Source organism: Aliidongia sp., assembly GCF_035943795.1.
Classification (GTDB): domain Bacteria; phylum Pseudomonadota; class Alphaproteobacteria; order ATCC43930; family CGMCC-115725; genus Aliidongia.
In genome coordinates, this window is the sequence record NZ_DASZBY010000026.1 from 1 (window position 1) to 18,889 (window position 18,889).

Consider the following 18,889-nt stretch of genomic DNA (forward strand, 5'->3'; position numbering starts at 1 on the left):
ACCTCGTCGATCACCGGCTCGCTGCTGACGGGCGGCGTCACCAACGCCATCGCCACGACCCAGCTGAACCTGCTGAACGGCACCCAGGGCAACGCCAACCAGGCGAAGACCGACACCCAGACCCAGTTCACCTTCACGGCCGGCCAGAACGCCATTCTGAGCCTGACGGTTGCTGGCTTCTATGAGGTCTATGCCGCCACCTCGAACTCGACCAACAGCGCGCAGGTTGCGAACGCTCACGTTGCCCTGTCCTTCTCGGTCGGCAACACGAGCTATTCCGCGATCGGCACCAACGGTGTGAGCGCCACGGTCCTCAGCGCAGTCGGCACCGACGGCAGCACCTCGCCGCAGTCCTTCGCCGGCTCGCCCTACACGTTCGCCGTGACCGCCGGCCAGACCTACATCTTCAACGTCGTCGAAGAAGTCTCGGCCAATGCGTCGGCCGTTCCGGAGCCGGGCACGCTCGCCCTGTTCGGTGCGGGCCTCGCCGGCCTCGGCTTCCTGGGCTTCCGCCGCCAGAACAAGCGCGGCAACCTCGCCGCCTAAAGCCTAAGCTTCGGGGTGCATCGCACCCCTTAGCCGCGAAAAGAAGCGACACCCGGAAACGGGTGTCGCTTTTTTTTACACTTCTCTTTTACCGTCTTCCGGACAGTCTGCGATCGTACTGCGCTCCCCGATCGAGCGTGATCGCCGTCCATGATCCGCCATTCGCCCGCAAGAAATTTGATAGGTGCCGCCAGCATGATCGACGACACATCCTCGACGGTCGGACGCCCTATCCGCCTGCTGACATTCTCGACCCTCTATCCGAATGCCGAGCAGCCGCATCACGGGGTGTTCGTGGAAAACCGGCTGCGCCATCTGCTGGCGAGCGGCGCCGCGACAAGCCGGGTCGTAGCGCCGGTTCCCTGGTTTCCGTCTTCGTCGCGGCACTTTGGTTCCTATGCGGTCAATGCCCGGATCTCCCGGGCGGAGGAGCGGCACGGCGTCTCGATCGACCATCCGCGCTACGCCCTGCCGCCCAAGATCGGCATGGTGCCGGCTCCGCTGCTGATGTATTGGGGCGCCCGTCGCGCGGTGGAGCGATTGCGCCGCAACGGCTATGACTTCGACGTCATCGACGCCCATTATTTCTATCCAGACGGTGTGGCCGCCGCCCTGCTCGCCCGCGAGTTCCGCCGCCCCCTGGTGATCACGGCCCGCGGCACCGACATCAATCTCATTCCGCAATACCAGGCTCCTCGCCGCATGATCCAATGGGCTGCCCGCCAGGCGTCCCACATGATCACCGTCTGCGCTGCGCTCAAGACCGCGCTCTGCGAACTCGACGTGCCGGACGAGAAGGTCACGGTCCTGCGCAACGGTGTGGATCTGAAGACCTTCCATCCGATCGATCCGGCCGAGGCGCGCGTGCGCCTCGGCGAGTCGCCGGACGGGCTGCTGCTGGCTTCGGTCGGTCACCTGATCGAACGCAAAGGCCACCACCACGTGATCGGCGCCCTGCCCCGGTTGCCCCAGGCGCGGGTCGTCATCGCAGGCACCGGTCCGGAGAAGGCGGCGCTCGACAATCTGGCCACTCGCCTGGGCGTCGCCGATCGGGTGCGGTTCCTCGGGCACGTGCCGCATGGCGAACTGGCACAGCTCTACAGTGCCGCCGACACGCTCGTCCTCGCGTCCTCACGCGAGGGCTGGGCGAACGTCCTGCTGGAGGCCATGGCCTGCGGTACGCCGGTCGTGGCGTCCGACATCTGGGGGACGCCCGAGGTCGTGGCAGCTCCTGAGGCCGGCCGCCTGATGCCGGAACTGACCGCGGCCGGGGTCGCGAGGGCGGTATCCGACCTGTTGCGCGACTTGCCGGACCGGCAGGCGACCAGGCGCTATGCCGAGCGCTTCAGCTGGGACGACACCACCGCCGGCCAGATCGCAATCTTCGAAAAGCTGCGACAGAGCGCGCCCCGCTCCTAGGGTGCATTGAACGGCCAAATCAGGCTTGGTATGAAGTCGGCCACATCGGCTGAAGCCGGCGCCGCGGTAGTTAGAGAATAATTAGGATTGTCGGGGCGATAGTCGCGTCAATGACATTCCCTCCTTCGAGGGCCAGGAGTTGCATATGCGGACCGTGTTTCCAACGTCGCGAGCGCGCCTTTTTACCGCCGTATCCGGCGTTGCCCTGCTCGCCGTTCTGGCTGGTTGCGATGGCTCCGACAAGAAACAAAGCAGTTCCGACTATTACAACAAGGCGGTCGAATACCGCGCGAAAGGCGATTCGAAAGCCGCGCTGATCGAGACCAAGAACGCCCTCCAGGCCGATGCAAAGAACAATCAGGCCCGGGTGCTTCGGGCGCAGCTGTTTCTCGATTCAGGGGACATTTCAGGCGCCGAGGACGAATTGAGGGCGGCCAGCACCGCCGGCGCCCCGGCCCGCGACTGGTTCCCGCTGCTCGGCCAGGCGCTGCTACTGGAACAGAATTTCGTCAAAGTCCGCGATCTGGTGAACCAGAATACCGACAAGGATCCAGCGATCCAGGCAAAGGCCAATGCCTTCCTCGGCGAGATCGCCCTGTCCGGGAACAATCTGCCCGACGCGCGGAAATCCTTCAGCGACGCGCTTGCCCTCAACGACAAGGAAGTCGAGGCCCTGCTGGGTATGGCCCAGGTCGACGCGCGCGCCAATGCGTTGGACAAGACCGCCGACTGGATATCCAAGGCCCGCGCTATCGCGCCCCATGATCCCGAAGTCGATCGGATCCAGGCCATGCTCGACAGCGCGCGCGGCGACCAGGCCGCGGTCGAAGCCGACTTGCGGAAGGCCTCCAACGAACGGCCGGACAATCCGTTCTACCGTCTGATGCTGGCTCAGGCACTCGTGTCGAGCCAGAAGGACGAGGAAGCGGACAAGCTGTTGACCGCCGTGCTCAAGCGGATGCCGGAGCATCCGCTGGCGACCCATCTGCGTGCGGTCATCCGCTATCGGGCCAGCCAGTTCAAGGAAACCGACGAGCTCGAGACGACGGTGCTGGCAAAAGTACCGAACATGCAGGCGGCCCAATATATCGACGGCCTCGCCAAATATATGCTCGGCCAGTATTCCCAGGCCGAACATCTGCTGAACGGCATCCCCCCCGGCGGCGCCATGGGCAATCAGGCAAATTTCGTGCGCGGTGCGGCCCTCATGCAGCTCGGCCGGCGCGAGGAAGGCTACAAGGTTCTCCAGCCGCTCGAACATGACCTGTCCGGCAATCCCCGCTATCTCGAACTGACCGCCACGGCGGCACGGGCCAACAACGACCTGCCCAAGAGCCTGGACCTGTTCCAGAAGGCACTCGCCGCCGATCCGCAGAACGCGGCGGTCCTGACCCAACTCGCCTCGGTCAAGCTCGACCTGGGCGATGTGGCGGGCGGCACCGCCAATCTGGAGCACGCGATCCAGGTGGCGCCCGATGATGAAAAGACCATCGGTGCCCTGTTCCAGACTCTGCTCAGGAACAAGGAATACGATCAGGCCCAGGAACTTGCCGCCAAGGAGCGGACCGCCCATCCGACCAAGCCCCAGGGCTGGGTGATGGGCGGCATGGCGCATGCGCTGGCGGGCAAGCAGGACGAGGCCATCAACGATTTCCAGCAGGCCCTGAAAGTCGACCCGGCGGCATCGGACGCGGTCAACGACCTCGCAGGGCTCTATCTGCAGCAAGGCCGCATCGACCTGGCTCGGGCCGTGGTCGAGGACGGCTACAAGCACGCGCCCAAGAACGCCGCGATCTGCGCCATGGGCTCACAAGTCGAGAGCGCCGCGAAAAACCCGGCAGGAATGGAAACGTGGCTGGAGCGCGATCTCGAGATCGAGCCAAAATCCACCGCGGCGCGCGCGATCCTGGTAAAGACCCTGATCGAAACCAATCAGCCGCAGAAGGCGATCTCGATCGCGCTGACCGGTCAGCAGCTCACCCCCGGCGATCCCGCCATTCTGAAAGCCCTGGGACAGTCCTATCTGGCGGCCCGGCAGTTTTCTCAAGCCGCCTCGACCCTGCGCGACCTGGTCTCCAAGCAGCCGGACGGCGACAATTACTACCTGCTCACCCGGGCCTACATCGAACTCCACGACGAATCGCGGTTGCGCGACGCCGTCGAGCAGCTGGTTCAGAAGGCTCCCGACTATCGGCCGGGACGGGTGTTGCTGGCGCGCGTCCTGCTCGACCAGAAGGAAACCGTCCCGCGCGCGGAAACCATGATCGCGGCCCTCGCCACGGAGCAACCGGACGATCCGGCCGTCATCGAACTGCAAGCCCGCGCTGCTAATCTGAAGAGCGGCCCCAAGGCGGCGGTCGATATTCTTCAGAAGTACAAGGCATCCAAGAAAACCATGTCGCGCGATCTGGAACTTCTGCTGGCGTCGGCGCAATGGGATGCCGGCGACCATGACAAGGGCACCCAGACCCTGGCGGCCTGGACCGTCGACCATCCGGACGACCAGGCGGCCCGCATGTCGCTGGCGACCCGCCAGATCCAGGGCAAGCATTACGACGATGCGCACAAGACCCTTGCCGAAGAAATCCGGCTCAATCCCGGCGACTGGGTCGCCCTCAACAACCTCGCCTGGGTTCTCATGACCCAGGGGGATCTGGCCGGCGCGCAGACCCAGATCGACGGCGCTCACAAGATTGCCGGGACCCAGCCGGACGTTCTCGATACCGAGGGCCAGATCGCCCTGGCGCGCGGGGATGCGCCCCATGCCGTCGAGATCCTGAAGACCGCGACGGGGAATGGTACGGCGCCCGCGCCCATCCGCATCCATCTGGCCAAGGCGCTCATCGCGGCTGGCAAGCCCAAGGAGGCTCAGGACACGCTGAAGACCCTCATTGCCAGCGCCAAGCCCGGCTCCGACCTCGACGAAGCCAAGGCTTTGCTGGCAACGATCAAGAACTGATGCGGGATTCGCAGGTCGCGCAAGCAAAAGAAATGGTGGCGTTTGCCACCTCCACATGGTTTACTCGCACTATAAATCTGAACAGATATTTCTGCGCCGGGTCTAAGATTCCGGTAAAAATATTTCTCCTGACAGGAGTTTGACGTGGACCTTGATCGAGATACCGCGCCCCAGAGCGCCCCAGTCGGTTCGCCTCAGGCAGAGCCCGAGGGATCGAACGATCGCACGCCATCGCGGCGCAAGCTGTTCAAGCTCGCCGCAACAGCCGCACCCGTGCTCGTAGCGATGAGCAATCGCCCTGCGTGGGCGTGCACCCCGGTCGTTCCCTCCGCCTTCATTTCCGTCCAGCTCGCGACCGAGAAGGGCATCACCCTTTCTCAGGACGCATCCCGGAAGGGAAGCTGCGGCAGTGGTTGCTCGCCCACCTATTGGCGGGGCTTCTTCAAGGGCTCATCGTCTTGGAACAAGACGAAGACCGCTTGCAACAATCTGCCGGCCGATACGTTGAAGTGGCGCAGCTGTGTCGGCGGTAGTGCAAGCGCACCGAATTGCCAGTTCGGCCAGTTGCTGCATCAATACACGGGCTCAAACGATTGCGACTTTGCCGCAGCGTACCTGTCTGCGATCAACAACAACATGGCGACCTATTGTGGCATTTCGAAGTATCCGCTGAGTACTTCGGACATCAATGCCATGTATAATGGCACCTATAAGGTTGGCGGCCATACGTGGACCCGGGCCGAGTGTATCGCCTATATCCAGAGCCTGTATGACGACAGCACGGCACGGGTAGGCTTCAATCTGGCCTTTTGAGGTCGACTGAAAGCGCCGCCATGGGCGGAAAGCCGTTGCTTCGCCTGGAAAGCCCAGATCGATTCTCTTGGCGCCATTGGGACGGAGAGTTCGTTTTTTTCGACGAACTCTCCGGCGAGACGCGGCTGATCCACGGCTGGGCCGGTGCCGTTCTGGAAGTGATCGCGGAACGGCAGCCCATCGATATCGAGAGGATCGGCATCGAATTGGCGGCAGAAGCCGATCTTCCCCTCGACGACAACCTGCGTGAACGAATCCGGGAAGCCGTCGATACTCTTCGGGGCTTCGTCCTGATCGGCGACGCCGCAGAATGATCATCGGGGATTTGTCGTCGGACAAAGCGATCCGGCGCCTGTCGGGCTCCGGCATCACCGTCCGCATGGGCCCGTTTCAGGTCCGCGTCGGATCGAAGATCCGCCATTTCTGCGAACAATTCGTCGATCTCTATCGCCATCACCGGCTGGGCGACGCCGAGGATTTCATCGATTTCGACCTGCAACTGAAGCAGCGCTGGTCCTGGATCGCGCCGTTCGGCCGAGTCGCGGCCTTCGAATTCAACGGGTACGAGCCCGTCGCCGCCCTGCCGATCGAACAGGCCATGCCGCTGTTCGAATGGGGCCTGAACTGGTGCGTCACCGCGCAATCCCACCGCTTCGTCATGATCCATGCCGGCATCGTCGCGCGTGACGATCAGGCGCTGGTCATGCCGGGATCCTCCGGTTCGGGCAAGAGCACGCTGACCACCGCGCTTTGCTATCGCGGCTGGCGGCTGCTGTCGGATGAATTGGCGCTGATCGACATCGAGAGCGGCCTCGTCCACCCGATGCCGCGGCCGATCAGCCTGAAGAACAAATCGATCCCGACGATCCAGGCGTTCGCGTCCGAAATCCATATCGGTTCGCGGGTCAGCGAGACGCGCAAGGGCGAGGTGGCGCTCCTGCGCCCGCCGGCCGCGAGCGTCGCCGACGAGGAACGGCTGGCCCGCGTCACCCGGTTCCTGTTCCCGCTCTATGACCCGGACACCACGGCCGACGGCCTCGCGATCACGCCAGGCCAAGCGTTTGTTAAGACGTTCGACAGTACCTTCAATTATGGCATTCACGGCAAACGCGACTTCGCGCTGCTGGCGGATCTGATGGAACGCGCCCCCGCGGCCGAGATCCGGTACAGCGACCTCGACGCCGCCATCGCCTTAATTGAAGGACCGTTGCTCTGGCCCACGCCTCTGATCGCAACATGAGATCCGGCTACCAGCTTCTGCTGCGGATCCTGGGCAAGCCGTCCGTGATGGCCGAACTGACGGCAGCGCAATGGACCGGCGTGGTTGCCGTCTCCCGACAAGCGGGCCTTCTGGCGCGCCTGGCCGAACTGGCCCGCCGGGACGGCATTCTCGAAACCATTCCGGCCGGACCGGCGCACCATCTGGAAGCCGCCCGATCCGCCGCGGAGAAGCATCGCCGCGACGTGCGCTGGGAACTGATCCATCTCGGGCGCTGCCTTGCCGACCTGCCGGGTCCGGTGGTCGTGCTCAAGGGAGCGTCCTATGTCGCGAGCGGCGTCTCGGCCCGGCTCGGCCGGATGTTCGGCGACGTCGACATCATCGTGCCCCGAGCCCAGCTGGACGATGCGGAACGCCTGTTGATGGCCCATGGCTGGGAATGCAGCAAGACATCCACCTACGACATTCAATATTATCGCCGCTGGAGCCATCAGCTGCCACCGATGCATCATCCGATCCGCGAGTCGGTGATCGATCTGCATCATGCGTTGCGGCCGCCGATCGCGCCCGGCCGGGTCGATACCACACCGCTGTTCGACGATGCGCGGCCGACCGAGTTCGGCCTGTCCGTCCCTGGCCCGACCGACATGATCATCCACAGCGCCACCCATCTGTTCTGCGCGAGCGATTTCCGCAACAGCCTGCGGGACCTGTCCGACATCGATCTGCTGCTGCGCGAATTCGGCACCAGCGAGGAATGGTGGCAAAACCTGGTGCAGAGGAGCCGGAGTTTCGGCCTCGTGTCGCCGGTCGCCATGGCCTTGCTGCAGGCCAAGCGCACGCTCGGCACGCCGGTGCCGTCCGCCATCCTGGCCAGCGCCCTCGCCGCCGCCGGCCGGGGCGAGCATCGGCTGCTGGATCGCCTCGTCTCGCAGGTTCTGCCGCCCGCCAACGTCGCCACGTCGCTCGTTGCCGCGGCGGCCCGCGGCATCCTGTTCGCCCGCGGCTATTTCCTCGACATGCCGCCATCGGTCCTGGCGGTGCATCTCACGCACAAGCTGGTGAGTCTGATCCCCAAAAGCCGCCGATCCGAGCGACCGGAGCCGGTGTAGAGACCGTTCTTTCAGGACCCGCCCTGACCGACCGTTCGAACCGGGTGTGATCGGAGGAAGCTCGTTGCTCCAATATTTCGAAATATTCAGCAGCATCCTGAGCGGCATCCTGTTTTTCGGGCTGGCGCTCCAGATGGCCGTCGCGAAGAACCGGTCGAAGATCGAGCGCGCCGGCGCGTCGATCCCGCCGCTCGCGACGGTGGCCCGCATCGCCCTGCCGTGGCTGGGCGTCTCACCCATCGTCATTTGGACGTCCGAGGCGCTGCATCTGGCCGCCTGGGTGGCGCTGCTCGGCCTGTTCCGATGCCATCTCGCCCAAAACACCGGGTACAGGGCGCTGGCGCTGAAGCTGGTTCCGCCGCTGATCATCACCATCGGCATCGGCTGGTTCAACGGGGCTCCCGACCCCGCCCTCGTCTCCATCATCGCCCTGATCGGCATTCTCATCGTCGGGTTGATGGAACTCGAACAGATCATCCGGACGGCATCCCGGGAAGAGAGCTGGGGCATCAAGCACGCCGCGATCGGGCTCGGCGCCATCCTGGCGCTGAACCTGTATTTCTACGCCGAAGGCCTGTTGCTGCTGCAGCTCAATCCGACGCTGGCCCACGTGCGTTTCCTGGTCTACGCGCTCTGTGCCCCGCTGCTGATGATCTCGACGGCCCGCCTCCGAGGCTTTCGGCGCCAGATCCGGCTGTCGCGCCAGGGTGCCTTCCATTCCGCGACGCTCGTCCTGGTCGGGCTCTATTTTCTGGCGATGGCGCTGGCCGGCTATGCCATCCGCCTGTTCGGCGTCGCCTGGGGCGAGTTGCCGCAAGTCGCCTTCGGCTTCGCGGCGTTGATCTTCCTGCCGATGCTGCTCGCCTCCGGCTCGGCCCGCGCCAAGCTGAAGGTGTTCATCGCCAAGAATTTCTTCTCGCTCCGCTATGACTATCGCGAGGAGTGGCTGCGCTTCATCCGGACCGTAGCCCATGACGTCACAGCGGCCAATCTCCACCTGCGCATCATCAAGGGCATCGGCGACATCGTCGAGGCGACCGGCGGCGCCCTGTGGCAGCGCAGCGACGAGGACAAGGCCTACCTGCTGTCCGATGCCTGGAACATGGGCGCGCTGCGCCTGCCGGCCGTGCCGTTGACCGCCTCGCTGATTTCGTACCTGGAACAAACCGGCGCGATCATCGACCTGTTCGAATATCGCGCGGAGCCAGCCCGCTATCCCAACCTCGAGATCCCGGAGTGGCTGCGCGACCATCCCCGCTGCTGGCTCGTCGTCCCGCTGCGCAATCGCGACCGCATGAGCGGCTTCGTCGTCCTGGGCGAGCCACGGGCCCGGCGGCCGCTGATCTGGGAAGACTATGACATTCTGAAGACGGTCGGGCACCACGCAGCCGGCTATATGACCGAAGAGAAGGTCCTGAACGACCTGTCCGACGCCCGCCGGCTAGAAGCGTTCAACCGGCGCTTCGCCTTCATCATCCACGACATCAAGAATGTCGTGAGCCAGATGGCGCTGATGCTGCGCAATGCCGAACGGTTCGCCGGCAATCCCGATTTCCAGAAGGACATGCTGGAAACCGTCGCCAACTCGGTCAACAACCTCACCGCCCTGTTGCAGCAGATCAAGGCGGACACTCAGCCGGACGAGCCAATGCCCGCCGTGGCCCTGCCCCCGCCCGAGCCGTTGATGGATGTGCTCGAACCCGTAGCGCGCCGCTGGCAGCGGCAGCATGCCGGCTTTGCCGCCGACATCGCCGAGGCCGCGTCCCTCCATGTCACCCTATCGGCATCGGACCTGAGCGCCGTCCTCGACCACCTGTTGCAAAACGCCGTCGAGGCGGCCGGCACGCAAGGGCACATCACGCTCGCAGTCTCCGTCGAGGAGGATCGCACGATCGTGTCCGTGACGGACGACGGGTCGGGCATGTCCGAGGACTACATCCGCGAGCAACTGTTCCGGCCGCTCGTTTCCGGCAAGTCCGACGGCTTTGGCCTCGGTGCCTTTCAGTGCCGGGAGCTGGTGCGCGCCATGGGCGGCCGGCTCGAGGTCGCCAGCACGCCCGGCGTGGGCACCTGCTTCAAGATCTACCTCCGCGCGCAATCGGCGGCGGCATCGATGGGGAACGACCGATTTGCGTAACGACCTCGCCGAAGCTATGCAATGTTCGGTCTCGTCGCGGGCCCGCGCCCGCATGATGGCCGCGAGAATGAGCGCGGCAATCCTCGGTGGACGCCGCCAGAACCAAAACCTTACGGTCCCAGCCCAATGACCCGCGCAGACAAACTTCCGTTCCTCCTCATCGTCGAAGACGATTCGGGCATTCAGAAGCAGCTGAAATGGGCTCTGTCGGACAATTACGACGTCGAACTCGCGAGCGATCGGTCGAACGCCATGGCGATCGTCCGCCGCTTGGAGCCGCCGGTGGTGATCCTGGATCTGGGCCTGCCGCCCGACCCCAACGGCGCCTCCGAGGGCCTGGCGATCCTCGAAGAGATCCTGTCGTTCCGTCCCATGACCAAGGTGATCGTGTCGAGCGGCAATGGCGAGCGCCGGCACGCGCTGGAGGCGATCCGGATCGGCGCCTATGATTTCTATCCGAAGCCGGTCGACATCGACGTCCTGCAACTGATCGCCCAGCGCGCGGTGCATGTGCACGCGCTCGAAGCGGAAAACAAGCGGCTGGCCGAAATCCAGGCGCGCGGCGCCCTGCCCGGCGTCATCGCCGGCAGCCAGGCGATGCTCGAGGTCTGTCGCGTCGTCGAACGCGTGGCGCCCGCCGACGTGCGGGTCCTGCTGACCGGCGAGAGCGGTACCGGTAAGGAGGTCATGGCGCGCGCGCTGCACGACGGCAGCGAACGCGCGACGCGGAAATTCATCGCGATCAATTGCGCCGCCGTGCCCGAGAACCTGCTGGAAAGCGAGCTGTTCGGCCATGAGAAGGGTGCCTTCACCGGCGCCGTCAAGACCACGGTCGGCAAGTTCGAGCAGGCGCATGAGGGCACGCTGTTCCTGGACGAAATCGGCGACATGCCGCTGGCGCTCCAAGGCAAGCTTCTGCGCTTCCTGCAGGAGCGCATCGTCGAGCGGGTCGGAGGCCGCAATTCGATCACGGTCGACGTCCGCGTCATCGCGGCGACCAACCGCAATCTGACCGAGATGATCGCCGCCGGCACGTTTCGCGAGGATCTGTTCTATCGGTTGAGCGAGATCGAACTGCACATTCCGCCGCTGCGCGATCGCATGGGCGACCCGGTGCTGCTCGCCCGTTATTTCTTCGAGCGCTTCAACAGTACGCTCGGACGCGCAGTCAAGGGCTTCGCTCCCGATGCTTTGGCGGCCATGTCGGCCTATCAATGGCCCGGCAACGTGCGCGAACTGGAAAACCGGGTGAAGCGCGCCCTGGTGCTGGCGACCGGCGACCTGATCACGGCGACCGATCTCGGCATCAGCGCCGGCCATTTTCCGGCCCTGCGCGAACTGCGCGAGCGTGCCGACCGGGAAGCCGTGACGAGCGCGCTGTCGCTTTCCGCCAACAATGTCTCGGCCGCGGCGAAACTGCTCGGGATCAGCCGGCCGACCATGTACGAGCTGATGAGTTCGCTCTCCATCCGCACCTGAGTCCAGCCCTCGAATTAGAGTAAGATCTGCCGCTTAGAATGCTTACTTAAGACGTTCTTAAGGAAGATGCGACACTGTTTCTCATCAGCATTGCATCTGCTGGAGAATGATGCTCGGCATTGCGGAAGATCTGGATAAGTTATGCCTGCGAGCACTTTCGATCGACATCCACGACCGCCGGCGCCGAGCCGTTGACGCCGTCTTCGATGGCGAAACGTTTCATATAACCTCGATCGGCGGCCTCCGGCCGGCGTTCGACAGTCTTCTCCGGAATAGATCTTGGCCAATCTCCTGTTTCTCACGCAGCGCATCCCCTATCCGCCGATCAAGGGGGAGAAGATCCGTCCGCTGCAGATCCTGAAGCATCTGCGCGAAACCCATGACGTCCATCTGGGCTGCCTGGTCGACGATCCACGCGACCTGGAGCACGTGCCGACGGTTCGCGCGCTGTGCAAGGATTCCTACTTCGCCACGCTCGATCGCCGCCGGGCCAAGATCAACGCGCTGACCGGCCTCCTGACCGGGCAGCCGCTCAGCGTCGTGTTCTACCGCGACCGCGGCCTCGCCCGCTGGGTCCGCCAGGTCATGCGCGACGTGAAGCCCGAAGTGATCTTCATCTGCTCGTCGAACATGGCGCCCTACGTCATCGATCTGCGCGAGCCCCGCGGGGTCTGCCTGGTCGATCTGGCCGACGTCGATTCCGAGAAATGGCGCGCCTACTCGGAGAAGGAAAGCTTCCCGATGGGCTGGGTCTATGCCCGCGAATGGCGCCGGACGGCGGCACTCGAAGCGCGCATCCTCAAGGAATGCGACTGGAGCACTTTCGTGTCCGCCGAAGAGGCCGCGCTGTTCGCGCGCCTGCAGCTGGGCAACCCGGACAAGATCCGCGCGATCAGCAGCGGCGTCGACCATGTCTATTTCGATCCGACCCATCGCTTCGATGCGCCCTATGCGACCGACCGGCTGAATTTCGTCTTCACCGGCACCATGGATTACCCGCCCAACGTCGACGCGGTCGTGTGGTATGCCCGCGAGATCCTGCCGATCATCCGGTCCCGCTCGCCCGGCGCCCAGTTCCACGTCGTCGGCTCCAGCCCGTCGCCCGAGGTTCAGGCGCTGGCCACCCTCGACGGCGTGTTCGTCACCGGCCGGGTGCCCGACGTCCGCCCCTATGTCGCCCATGCCAACGCAGGCGTGGCGCCGATGCGCATCGCGCGCGGCATCCAGAACAAAGTGCTGGAAGCCATGGCCATGGGACGCCCGGTCGTCGTCACCAAGGACGCGCTCGAAGGCATTGACGCCAAGCCCGGCACCGAAGTGTTCCTGGCCGAATCCGCCGAGGATTTCGCATCCGCCTGCCTGCGGGCTGCGACCGCGGAGGGCGAACCGGTCGGCCAAGCCGCCCGGCGCCGCATCCTGAGCGACTATATCTGGGCCGAGCGGCTACGCGGCTTCGATCCTCTCCTGGGCATCCCGGCGCCCGCCGTTGCGCAAAAGGTGGCACTGTCATGATCATTCGGTCTCGAGCCCCCCTCCGGCTGGGCCTCGCCGGCGGCGGCACCGACGTCTCGCCCTATTGCGACACCTACGGCGGGGCGGTGCTCAACGTCACGATCGACATGTACGCCTATACGATCATCGAGCCGACCGACGACGGGCGGGTTTCGTTCACCGCGAGCGACATCGACGCCCGGTTCGACGGCACGTGCGAAGAGGCGATGGAGATCGTCGATCCGCTGATCCTGCATCACGCGGTCTATCGGCGCATCGTCCGGCAGTTCAACGACGGGCGCCCGTTGCCGTGCAAGATCACGACCTTCTGCGACGCGCCGCCCGGCTCCGGCCTCGGCACCTCGTCGACCATGGTCGTGTCGCTGGTCAAGGCCTTTACCGAATGGCTGAACCTGCCGCTCGGCGAATATGAGATCGCCCATCTGGCGTTCGAGATCGAGCGTATCGACGCCCAGTTGGGCGGCGGCCGGCAGGACCAGTATGCCGCCACGTTCGGCGGGGTGAACTTCATGGAGTTCCACCCGGACGACCGGGTCATCGTGAATCCGCTGCGCATCAAGAACTGGATCATCTCCGAAATGGAGACATCGCTCGTGCTGTTCGACAGCGGCGTCTCGCGATCGTCGGCCAGCATCATCAAGGAGCAGACCAACAATCTCGTACGGAAGAGCGGCACGACCCTGGAGGCGATGCACGCCATCAAGGAAGACGCCTTCCATATGAAGGAATGCCTGCTCAAGGGCGATTTCGATCGGTTCGCCGTCTGCATGCGCAAGAGCTGGGACGCGAAGAAGCGGCTGGCCGACAACGTCAGCAACAGCCACATCGACCATGTCGTGGAATCGGCCCTCAATGCGGGCGCGCGCGCCGGCAAGGTGTCGGGCGCCGGCGGCGGCGGTTTCGTCACGTTCCTGGTGGCACCGGAGCGCCGGGTCGACGTGATCCGCGCCTTGTCGCATGAGGAGGGCCGTGTCATGATTTGCCACCTGACCCGCCAGGGCACCGAAGGCTGGAAGATCCTCTAGCCATGGCAAGCCCGAGCGCCGGTCACCCCTGGAACGACAGCTAGCCGATGCGGATTCTCTTCCACCACCGCATCGCTTCCCGTGACGGTCAGGCCGTCCATATCGAGGAACTGATCGCCGCTCTCGAGCGCGACGGGCACGAAACCCTGCTCGTCGGACCGAAAGGCCTGATGGCCGCCGGCTTCGGCTCGTCCAACCCGATCGTCGACGGCGTCAAGCGCTGGATCCCGGCCGTGCTCTACGAGCTGCTGGAGATCGCCTATAGCGCGCGCGCCTTCCTGCGGCTGCGCGCCGCCGTGCGCACTTATCGTCCGGACGTGGTCTACGAGCGGTTCAGCCTGTTCCTGTTCGCCGGCATCTGGATGCGTCAGTTTTCGGAAGTGCCGATCCTGCTCGAAGTGAATTCCCCGCTGTACGAAGAGCGCATGAAGAACGACGGGCTGCGTCTGCACCGCTTCGGCCGCTGGGCCCAGCGCCTGTTGTGGCGGCGCGTCGATCACGTCCTGCCGGTCACCGACGTGCTGGCCCGCACCGTGGCCGAATATGGCGTCCCGCCCTCGCGCATTACCGTCATCCCAAACGGCATCAATCCCGATCGCTTCGGCGCCGTTCCCGACACCGAGAGCGCCAAGGCGGCGCTCGGCCTGCCGCCGCGCCTGGTCCTGGGCTTCACCGGCTTCGTACGCGGCTGGAACGCGGTGCACCGGCTGATCGATTTCGTGGCCGAGCATCATACGAAGCATGATTTGCACGTGCTGATCGTCGGCGACGGCCCGGCACGCGAGGACCTGATCCGTCACGCCGAAATGCGCGGCGTCGCCGACCGGCTGACCATCACCGGCATCGTCGAGCGCGACGACGTCGCCCGCTACGTCGCCGCGTTCGACATCGCCATGCTGCCCGGCATCACGCCCTATTCCTCGCCGCTGAAGCTGTTCGAATACCTGCAATTGGGCCGTGTCATCGTCGGACCGGACAGCGAGAACATCCGCGAGATCGTGACCCATGGGCATGACGCCCTGCTGTTCGATCCGGACCGGGAGGGCGCGCTCGAAGAAACGCTGCTGCGCCTGTGCACCGACCCGGCGCTGCGCACCCGGCTGGGACAGCAGGCACCCAAGACGATCGTCGAGAAATCGCTGACCTGGGGGCGCAACGCCGAGCGTGTCGTCGCCATCGCAGAAGCCGCCATCCGCCAAAATCGCCGACCCGCCGCCGCCGACGCCGAGCCGTCGGGCTCGCGCGGCTGAACGCCGTCACAGGGGAACCGCCATGGACTTCATCGACTCGTACCTGACCGAAACCGTCGCATCGCTGAGCGCCTTCCAGGCCGACCCGCATCATCGCCAGGTGATGACCGGCATGGCCGACGCCATCGTCGGCGCGCTGCGCCAGGACCGGAAGCTGCTGATCTGCGGCAACGGCGGCAGCGCCGGCGATTCCCAGCATATCGCGGGCGAATTCATCTCGCGCCTGATGTACGACCGCGCGCCGCTCGCCGCGATCGCGCTCACCACCGATACCTCGGTCATCACGGCCACCGGCAACGATTACGGCTACGAGCACATCTTCACCCGCCAGGTTCAGGGCCTTGGCCAGAAGGGCGACGTGCTGCTCGGCATCTCGACCTCCGGCCGCTCGCCGAACGTGCTGAGCGCCTTCGGTGCGGCCCGCGAGAAGGGCATGGTCTGCATCGGCTTTACCGGCTCCCATGGCGGCCCGATGCAGGAGGCATGCAGCCTGCTGCTGGAAGCGCCCTCGCCCAAGACCGCGATCATCCAGCAGATCCACATCGTGGCGGCCCACATCATCTGCGCTCTGGTCGAGAGCACGATGTTCCCCAGGACCTGATGATCCGCCGATGACCGCATCTCCCGTTCGCCAGGCCGCCATCCTCGTCGGCGGCCTCGGCACCCGGCTGGGCGAGCTGACCGCGGCCCTGCCGAAACCGATGCTGCCGTGCGGCGACCGGCCGTTCCTGACCTGGATCCTGCGCGAGTTGACGCGGTTCGGCATCGAAGACGTGCTGCTGCTGACCGGCCATCGCGGCGACCTGGTCGAGGCCGCGGTGCCGCAGATGCTGGCGAGCCTGCCCAAGCCGCTGCGCATTACCTGCGTCCGTGAGGACAAGCCGGCCGGGACCGGTGGCGCGCTGTACCATGCGCGCGACCATTTCGCCGAGCGCTTCTTACTGTGCAATGGCGATTCCTGGCTCGACTTCAACCTGCGCCGCCTGCTGGAAGATGCGCGCCATGATACCGGCCGGACGATCGGCCGCATGGTGTTGCGCCGCGTGGAGGACGCCTCGCGCTATGGCGTGGTCGAGACGCAGGGCGACCAGGTCACGGCCTTCCGCGAGCGGCCCGAGACGGCACAGCCGGGCGTGATCAATGCCGGCATCTATCTGTTCGACCGCCGCATCCTGGACCATGTCACACCGCTCTGTTCGCTGGAGCGCGACGTGCTGCCCCCACTCGCGGCGGACGGCGTCCTGCGCGGTACCGTCGCCGACGGCTATTTCATCGATATCGGCATTCCGACCGATCTGAACCGCGCGCAGACCGAACTGCCCGAGCGCCTGCATCGCCGGGCGCTGGTCCTCGGTGATGATTTCCTGACCGGAGCGGACAGGCCCGACGTGCTGGCAGCGCTTCGGATCGCAGCCGATGCCGGGTGGCATGTTTTCGCGACGATGGTCGGTGCGTCTGGGTTCGTCGACGCAATGGACGACATCGAGCACGATCATCCGAGCCGCGAAGGCCTGGAGAAATTGCTGGGCCGATGGGAGCTTTCGGCTGATCGTTGTGTGTTCGTCGGCGCCCGGGACGACAACCTGACGGCGGCATACGAGGCCAGCGTTCCTTCACGGCTATTTTCAGGTGGTAGTCTGGCGGAATTCATGCGCCGGATCATCGATAGTCGTTGAGTTAGGCTAAAGAAGAGGTTTTCGAGCGCGCCTGTTGCGCTTCGGGAAGCCGCAAGATTGTTGAAGCACATTGGGACGGAGCGGCAGCGTGAGTAACACTCTTCTGGCAGAACTTTCATGGCTCCGGCGCCAGCCCCACGATATTGCACAGCAATGCCGCGCACTGCTCGATGGCGGCAGCGACTTAGGCTCGAAAATACGAGCTCTCGCCGGCCATGCGCTTGACGACACGAATCTCGGCCGCCTGTGCAAAGTCATCCGCCGTGCCCAGACGGAAGGACGTTCGCTCTCTCCCCTGACACCGCTTCGCCTCGGCATCGTGAGCAATGCGACGACACAATTCCTGGTGCCGTCCCTGATCGCGTCGGCGGCGCGGCACTCCATCGCGCTGGAATGTGTCGAGGCAGAATTCGACCAAGTGATGCAGGAGGCGCTGTCCCCCGGCTCGCGGATCAACCGGGCCGAGCTGGATGCCGTCCTCGTTGCCATAGACTATCGCGGCCTGTCTTTGCGGTCATGCCCGGGCGACGGGCCCGCGGCCGAACGGATGATCGCGGAAGCCCTTACCCAGCTGAACGCCATTCGCGCGGGGCTCCGCGGCACCGGCAAAACCGTACCCATCCTCCAGACGCTCGCGCGCCCGGTCGAGGCGGAATTCGGCAGCATGGACGCGATGCTGCCGGGTACGATGCGGCATCTGATCGATGGTGTGAATCGAGGCTTGATCGAAGCCCTACGTGGCACGGAAGATGTTCTGTTCGACGTTGCGAGCCTGGCCGAAAGCGTCGGTCTCGCGGACTGGCACGAGCCGACGCAGTGGAACATGGCGAAATTGCCGTTCTGCAACGCCTATGGACCGCTCTATGCCGATCGCTTGGGCGCGCTGCTGGGTGCCTTGCGGGGCAAGAGCCGGCGCTGCCTGATCCTCGATCTCGACAACACGCTGTGGGGCGGCGTGATCGGCGACGACGGGCTCGACGGCATCGTGATCGCGCAAGGCGATGCGACGGGCGAGGCGTATCTCGCCGTGCAACGAGCGGCGATGACCTTGCGCGCTCGCGGGATCGTGCTGGCCGTTTCCTCGAAAAATTCCGACGAGATCGCCCGGCTGCCATTTCGACAGCACCCGGAGATGCTATTGCGCGAAGAGCATATCGCCGTGTTCCAAGCCAATTGGAACGACAAGGCGACCAACATCCGGGCTATTGCCGAGGAATTGTCACTCGGGCTCGATGCGATGGTGTTCCTGGACGACAATCCAGTCGAGCGCAACCTGGTCCGGCAAGAGCTTCCAATGGTTGCCGTGCCGGAATTGCCCGACGATCCAGCCCTCTATGTCCGCACACTCCTGTCCGCCGGATATTTCGAGGCGATGACCTTTTCGGGCGAGGACCGGAAGCGCGCAGCGCTCTACCAGGACAATGCGCGCCGGGCGACCCTGCAGCAGCAGGCGACTGACATGGGAAGCTATCTGGCATCGCTTGATATGGTGATGACGGTGCAGCCATTCGATCGAATCGGCCGGGCACGCATCGCGCAACTGATAAACAAATCCAACCAGTTCAATCTGACGACCCGGCGCTATACCGAGGCCGAAGTGTCCGATGTCGCAGCATCCCCGGACCATTACGCCCTGCAGATCCGTCTCGCCGACAGTTTCGGCGACAATGGCATGATCAGTGTCGTGATCTGTCGCACGGTCGGCACCGACTGGGACGTCGACACCTGGCTGATGAGTTGCC

General features: G+C 64.7%; 15 protein-coding genes. All 15 read left to right on the forward strand.

Annotation, left to right across the window (positions count from 1 at the left end):
• A partial coding sequence (locus VGV37_RS03980; protein WP_326878323.1) for a PEP-CTERM sorting domain-containing protein occupies positions 1 to 546 on the forward strand: 546 nt, incomplete at its 5' end.
• A gap of 195 nt (positions 547 to 741) precedes the next feature.
• A complete protein-coding gene (locus tag VGV37_RS03985) occupies positions 742 to 1,965 on the forward strand; it encodes a glycosyltransferase family 4 protein (RefSeq protein WP_326878324.1) in 1,224 nt (407 codons plus the stop codon).
• 145 nt (positions 1,966 to 2,110) lie between these two features.
• Positions 2,111 to 4,924, forward strand: a complete 2,814-nt coding sequence (gene prsT, locus VGV37_RS03990) for an XrtA/PEP-CTERM system TPR-repeat protein PrsT (protein WP_326878326.1) — start codon at positions 2,111 to 2,113, stop codon at positions 4,922 to 4,924.
• 144 nt (positions 4,925 to 5,068) lie between these two features.
• On the forward strand, positions 5,069 to 5,737 hold the full coding sequence (locus VGV37_RS03995; RefSeq protein ID WP_326878327.1) for a hypothetical protein: 669 nt from the start codon (positions 5,069 to 5,071) through the stop codon (positions 5,735 to 5,737).
• Positions 5,738 to 5,757: 20 nt separating this feature from the next.
• Positions 5,758 to 6,051, forward strand: coding sequence for a hypothetical protein (locus tag VGV37_RS04000; protein ID WP_326878328.1), 294 nt, complete (start codon positions 5,758 to 5,760; stop codon positions 6,049 to 6,051).
• A complete protein-coding gene (locus VGV37_RS04005) occupies positions 6,048 to 6,977 on the forward strand; it encodes an HprK-related kinase A (protein WP_326878329.1) in 930 nt (309 codons plus the stop codon). Before VGV37_RS04000 ends, VGV37_RS04005 begins: the two co-directional genes overlap by 4 nt.
• On the forward strand, positions 6,974 to 8,068 hold the full coding sequence (locus VGV37_RS04010; protein WP_326878330.1) for a nucleotidyltransferase family protein: 1,095 nt from the start codon (positions 6,974 to 6,976) through the stop codon (positions 8,066 to 8,068). Before VGV37_RS04005 ends, VGV37_RS04010 begins: the two co-directional genes overlap by 4 nt.
• Positions 8,069 to 8,132: 64 nt before the next feature.
• Complete coding sequence (prsK, locus tag VGV37_RS04015) at positions 8,133 to 10,205, forward strand: XrtA/PEP-CTERM system histidine kinase PrsK (protein WP_326878331.1); 2,073 nt, start codon at positions 8,133 to 8,135, stop codon at positions 10,203 to 10,205.
• Between the two features lie 126 nt (positions 10,206 to 10,331).
• The gene (prsR, locus tag VGV37_RS04020) at positions 10,332 to 11,684 is read left to right on the forward strand and encodes a PEP-CTERM-box response regulator transcription factor (RefSeq protein ID WP_326878332.1); all 1,353 of its coding nucleotides are present in this window, start codon (positions 10,332 to 10,334) and stop codon (positions 11,682 to 11,684) included.
• 279 nt (positions 11,685 to 11,963) lie between these two features.
• The gene (locus VGV37_RS04025; RefSeq protein WP_326878333.1) at positions 11,964 to 13,196 is read left to right on the forward strand and encodes a TIGR03087 family PEP-CTERM/XrtA system glycosyltransferase; all 1,233 of its coding nucleotides are present in this window, start codon (positions 11,964 to 11,966) and stop codon (positions 13,194 to 13,196) included.
• On the forward strand, positions 13,193 to 14,221 hold the full coding sequence (locus VGV37_RS04030) for a hypothetical protein (protein ID WP_326878334.1): 1,029 nt from the start codon (positions 13,193 to 13,195) through the stop codon (positions 14,219 to 14,221). Before VGV37_RS04025 ends, VGV37_RS04030 begins: the two co-directional genes overlap by 4 nt.
• A 47-nt stretch (positions 14,222 to 14,268) precedes the next feature.
• Positions 14,269 to 15,471: a glycosyltransferase family 4 protein gene (locus VGV37_RS04035; RefSeq protein ID WP_326878335.1), complete on the forward strand. Its 1,203-nt coding sequence runs from the start codon at positions 14,269 to 14,271 to the stop codon at positions 15,469 to 15,471.
• A 22-nt stretch (positions 15,472 to 15,493) separates the two neighbouring features.
• Positions 15,494 to 16,072, forward strand: a complete 579-nt coding sequence (locus VGV37_RS04040; RefSeq protein WP_326878336.1) for a D-sedoheptulose 7-phosphate isomerase — start codon at positions 15,494 to 15,496, stop codon at positions 16,070 to 16,072.
• 10 nt (positions 16,073 to 16,082) lie between these two features.
• Positions 16,083 to 17,147 carry a nucleotidyltransferase family protein gene (locus tag VGV37_RS04045; protein WP_326878337.1) on the forward strand — a complete coding sequence of 355 codons (1,065 nt, stop codon included), beginning with the start codon at positions 16,083 to 16,085 and terminating at the stop codon, positions 17,145 to 17,147.
• A 70-nt stretch (positions 17,148 to 17,217) separates the two neighbouring features.
• Positions 17,218 to 18,889 (forward strand): HAD-IIIC family phosphatase (locus tag VGV37_RS04050; RefSeq protein ID WP_326878338.1); only part of this gene is annotated, 1,672 nt, incomplete at its 3' end.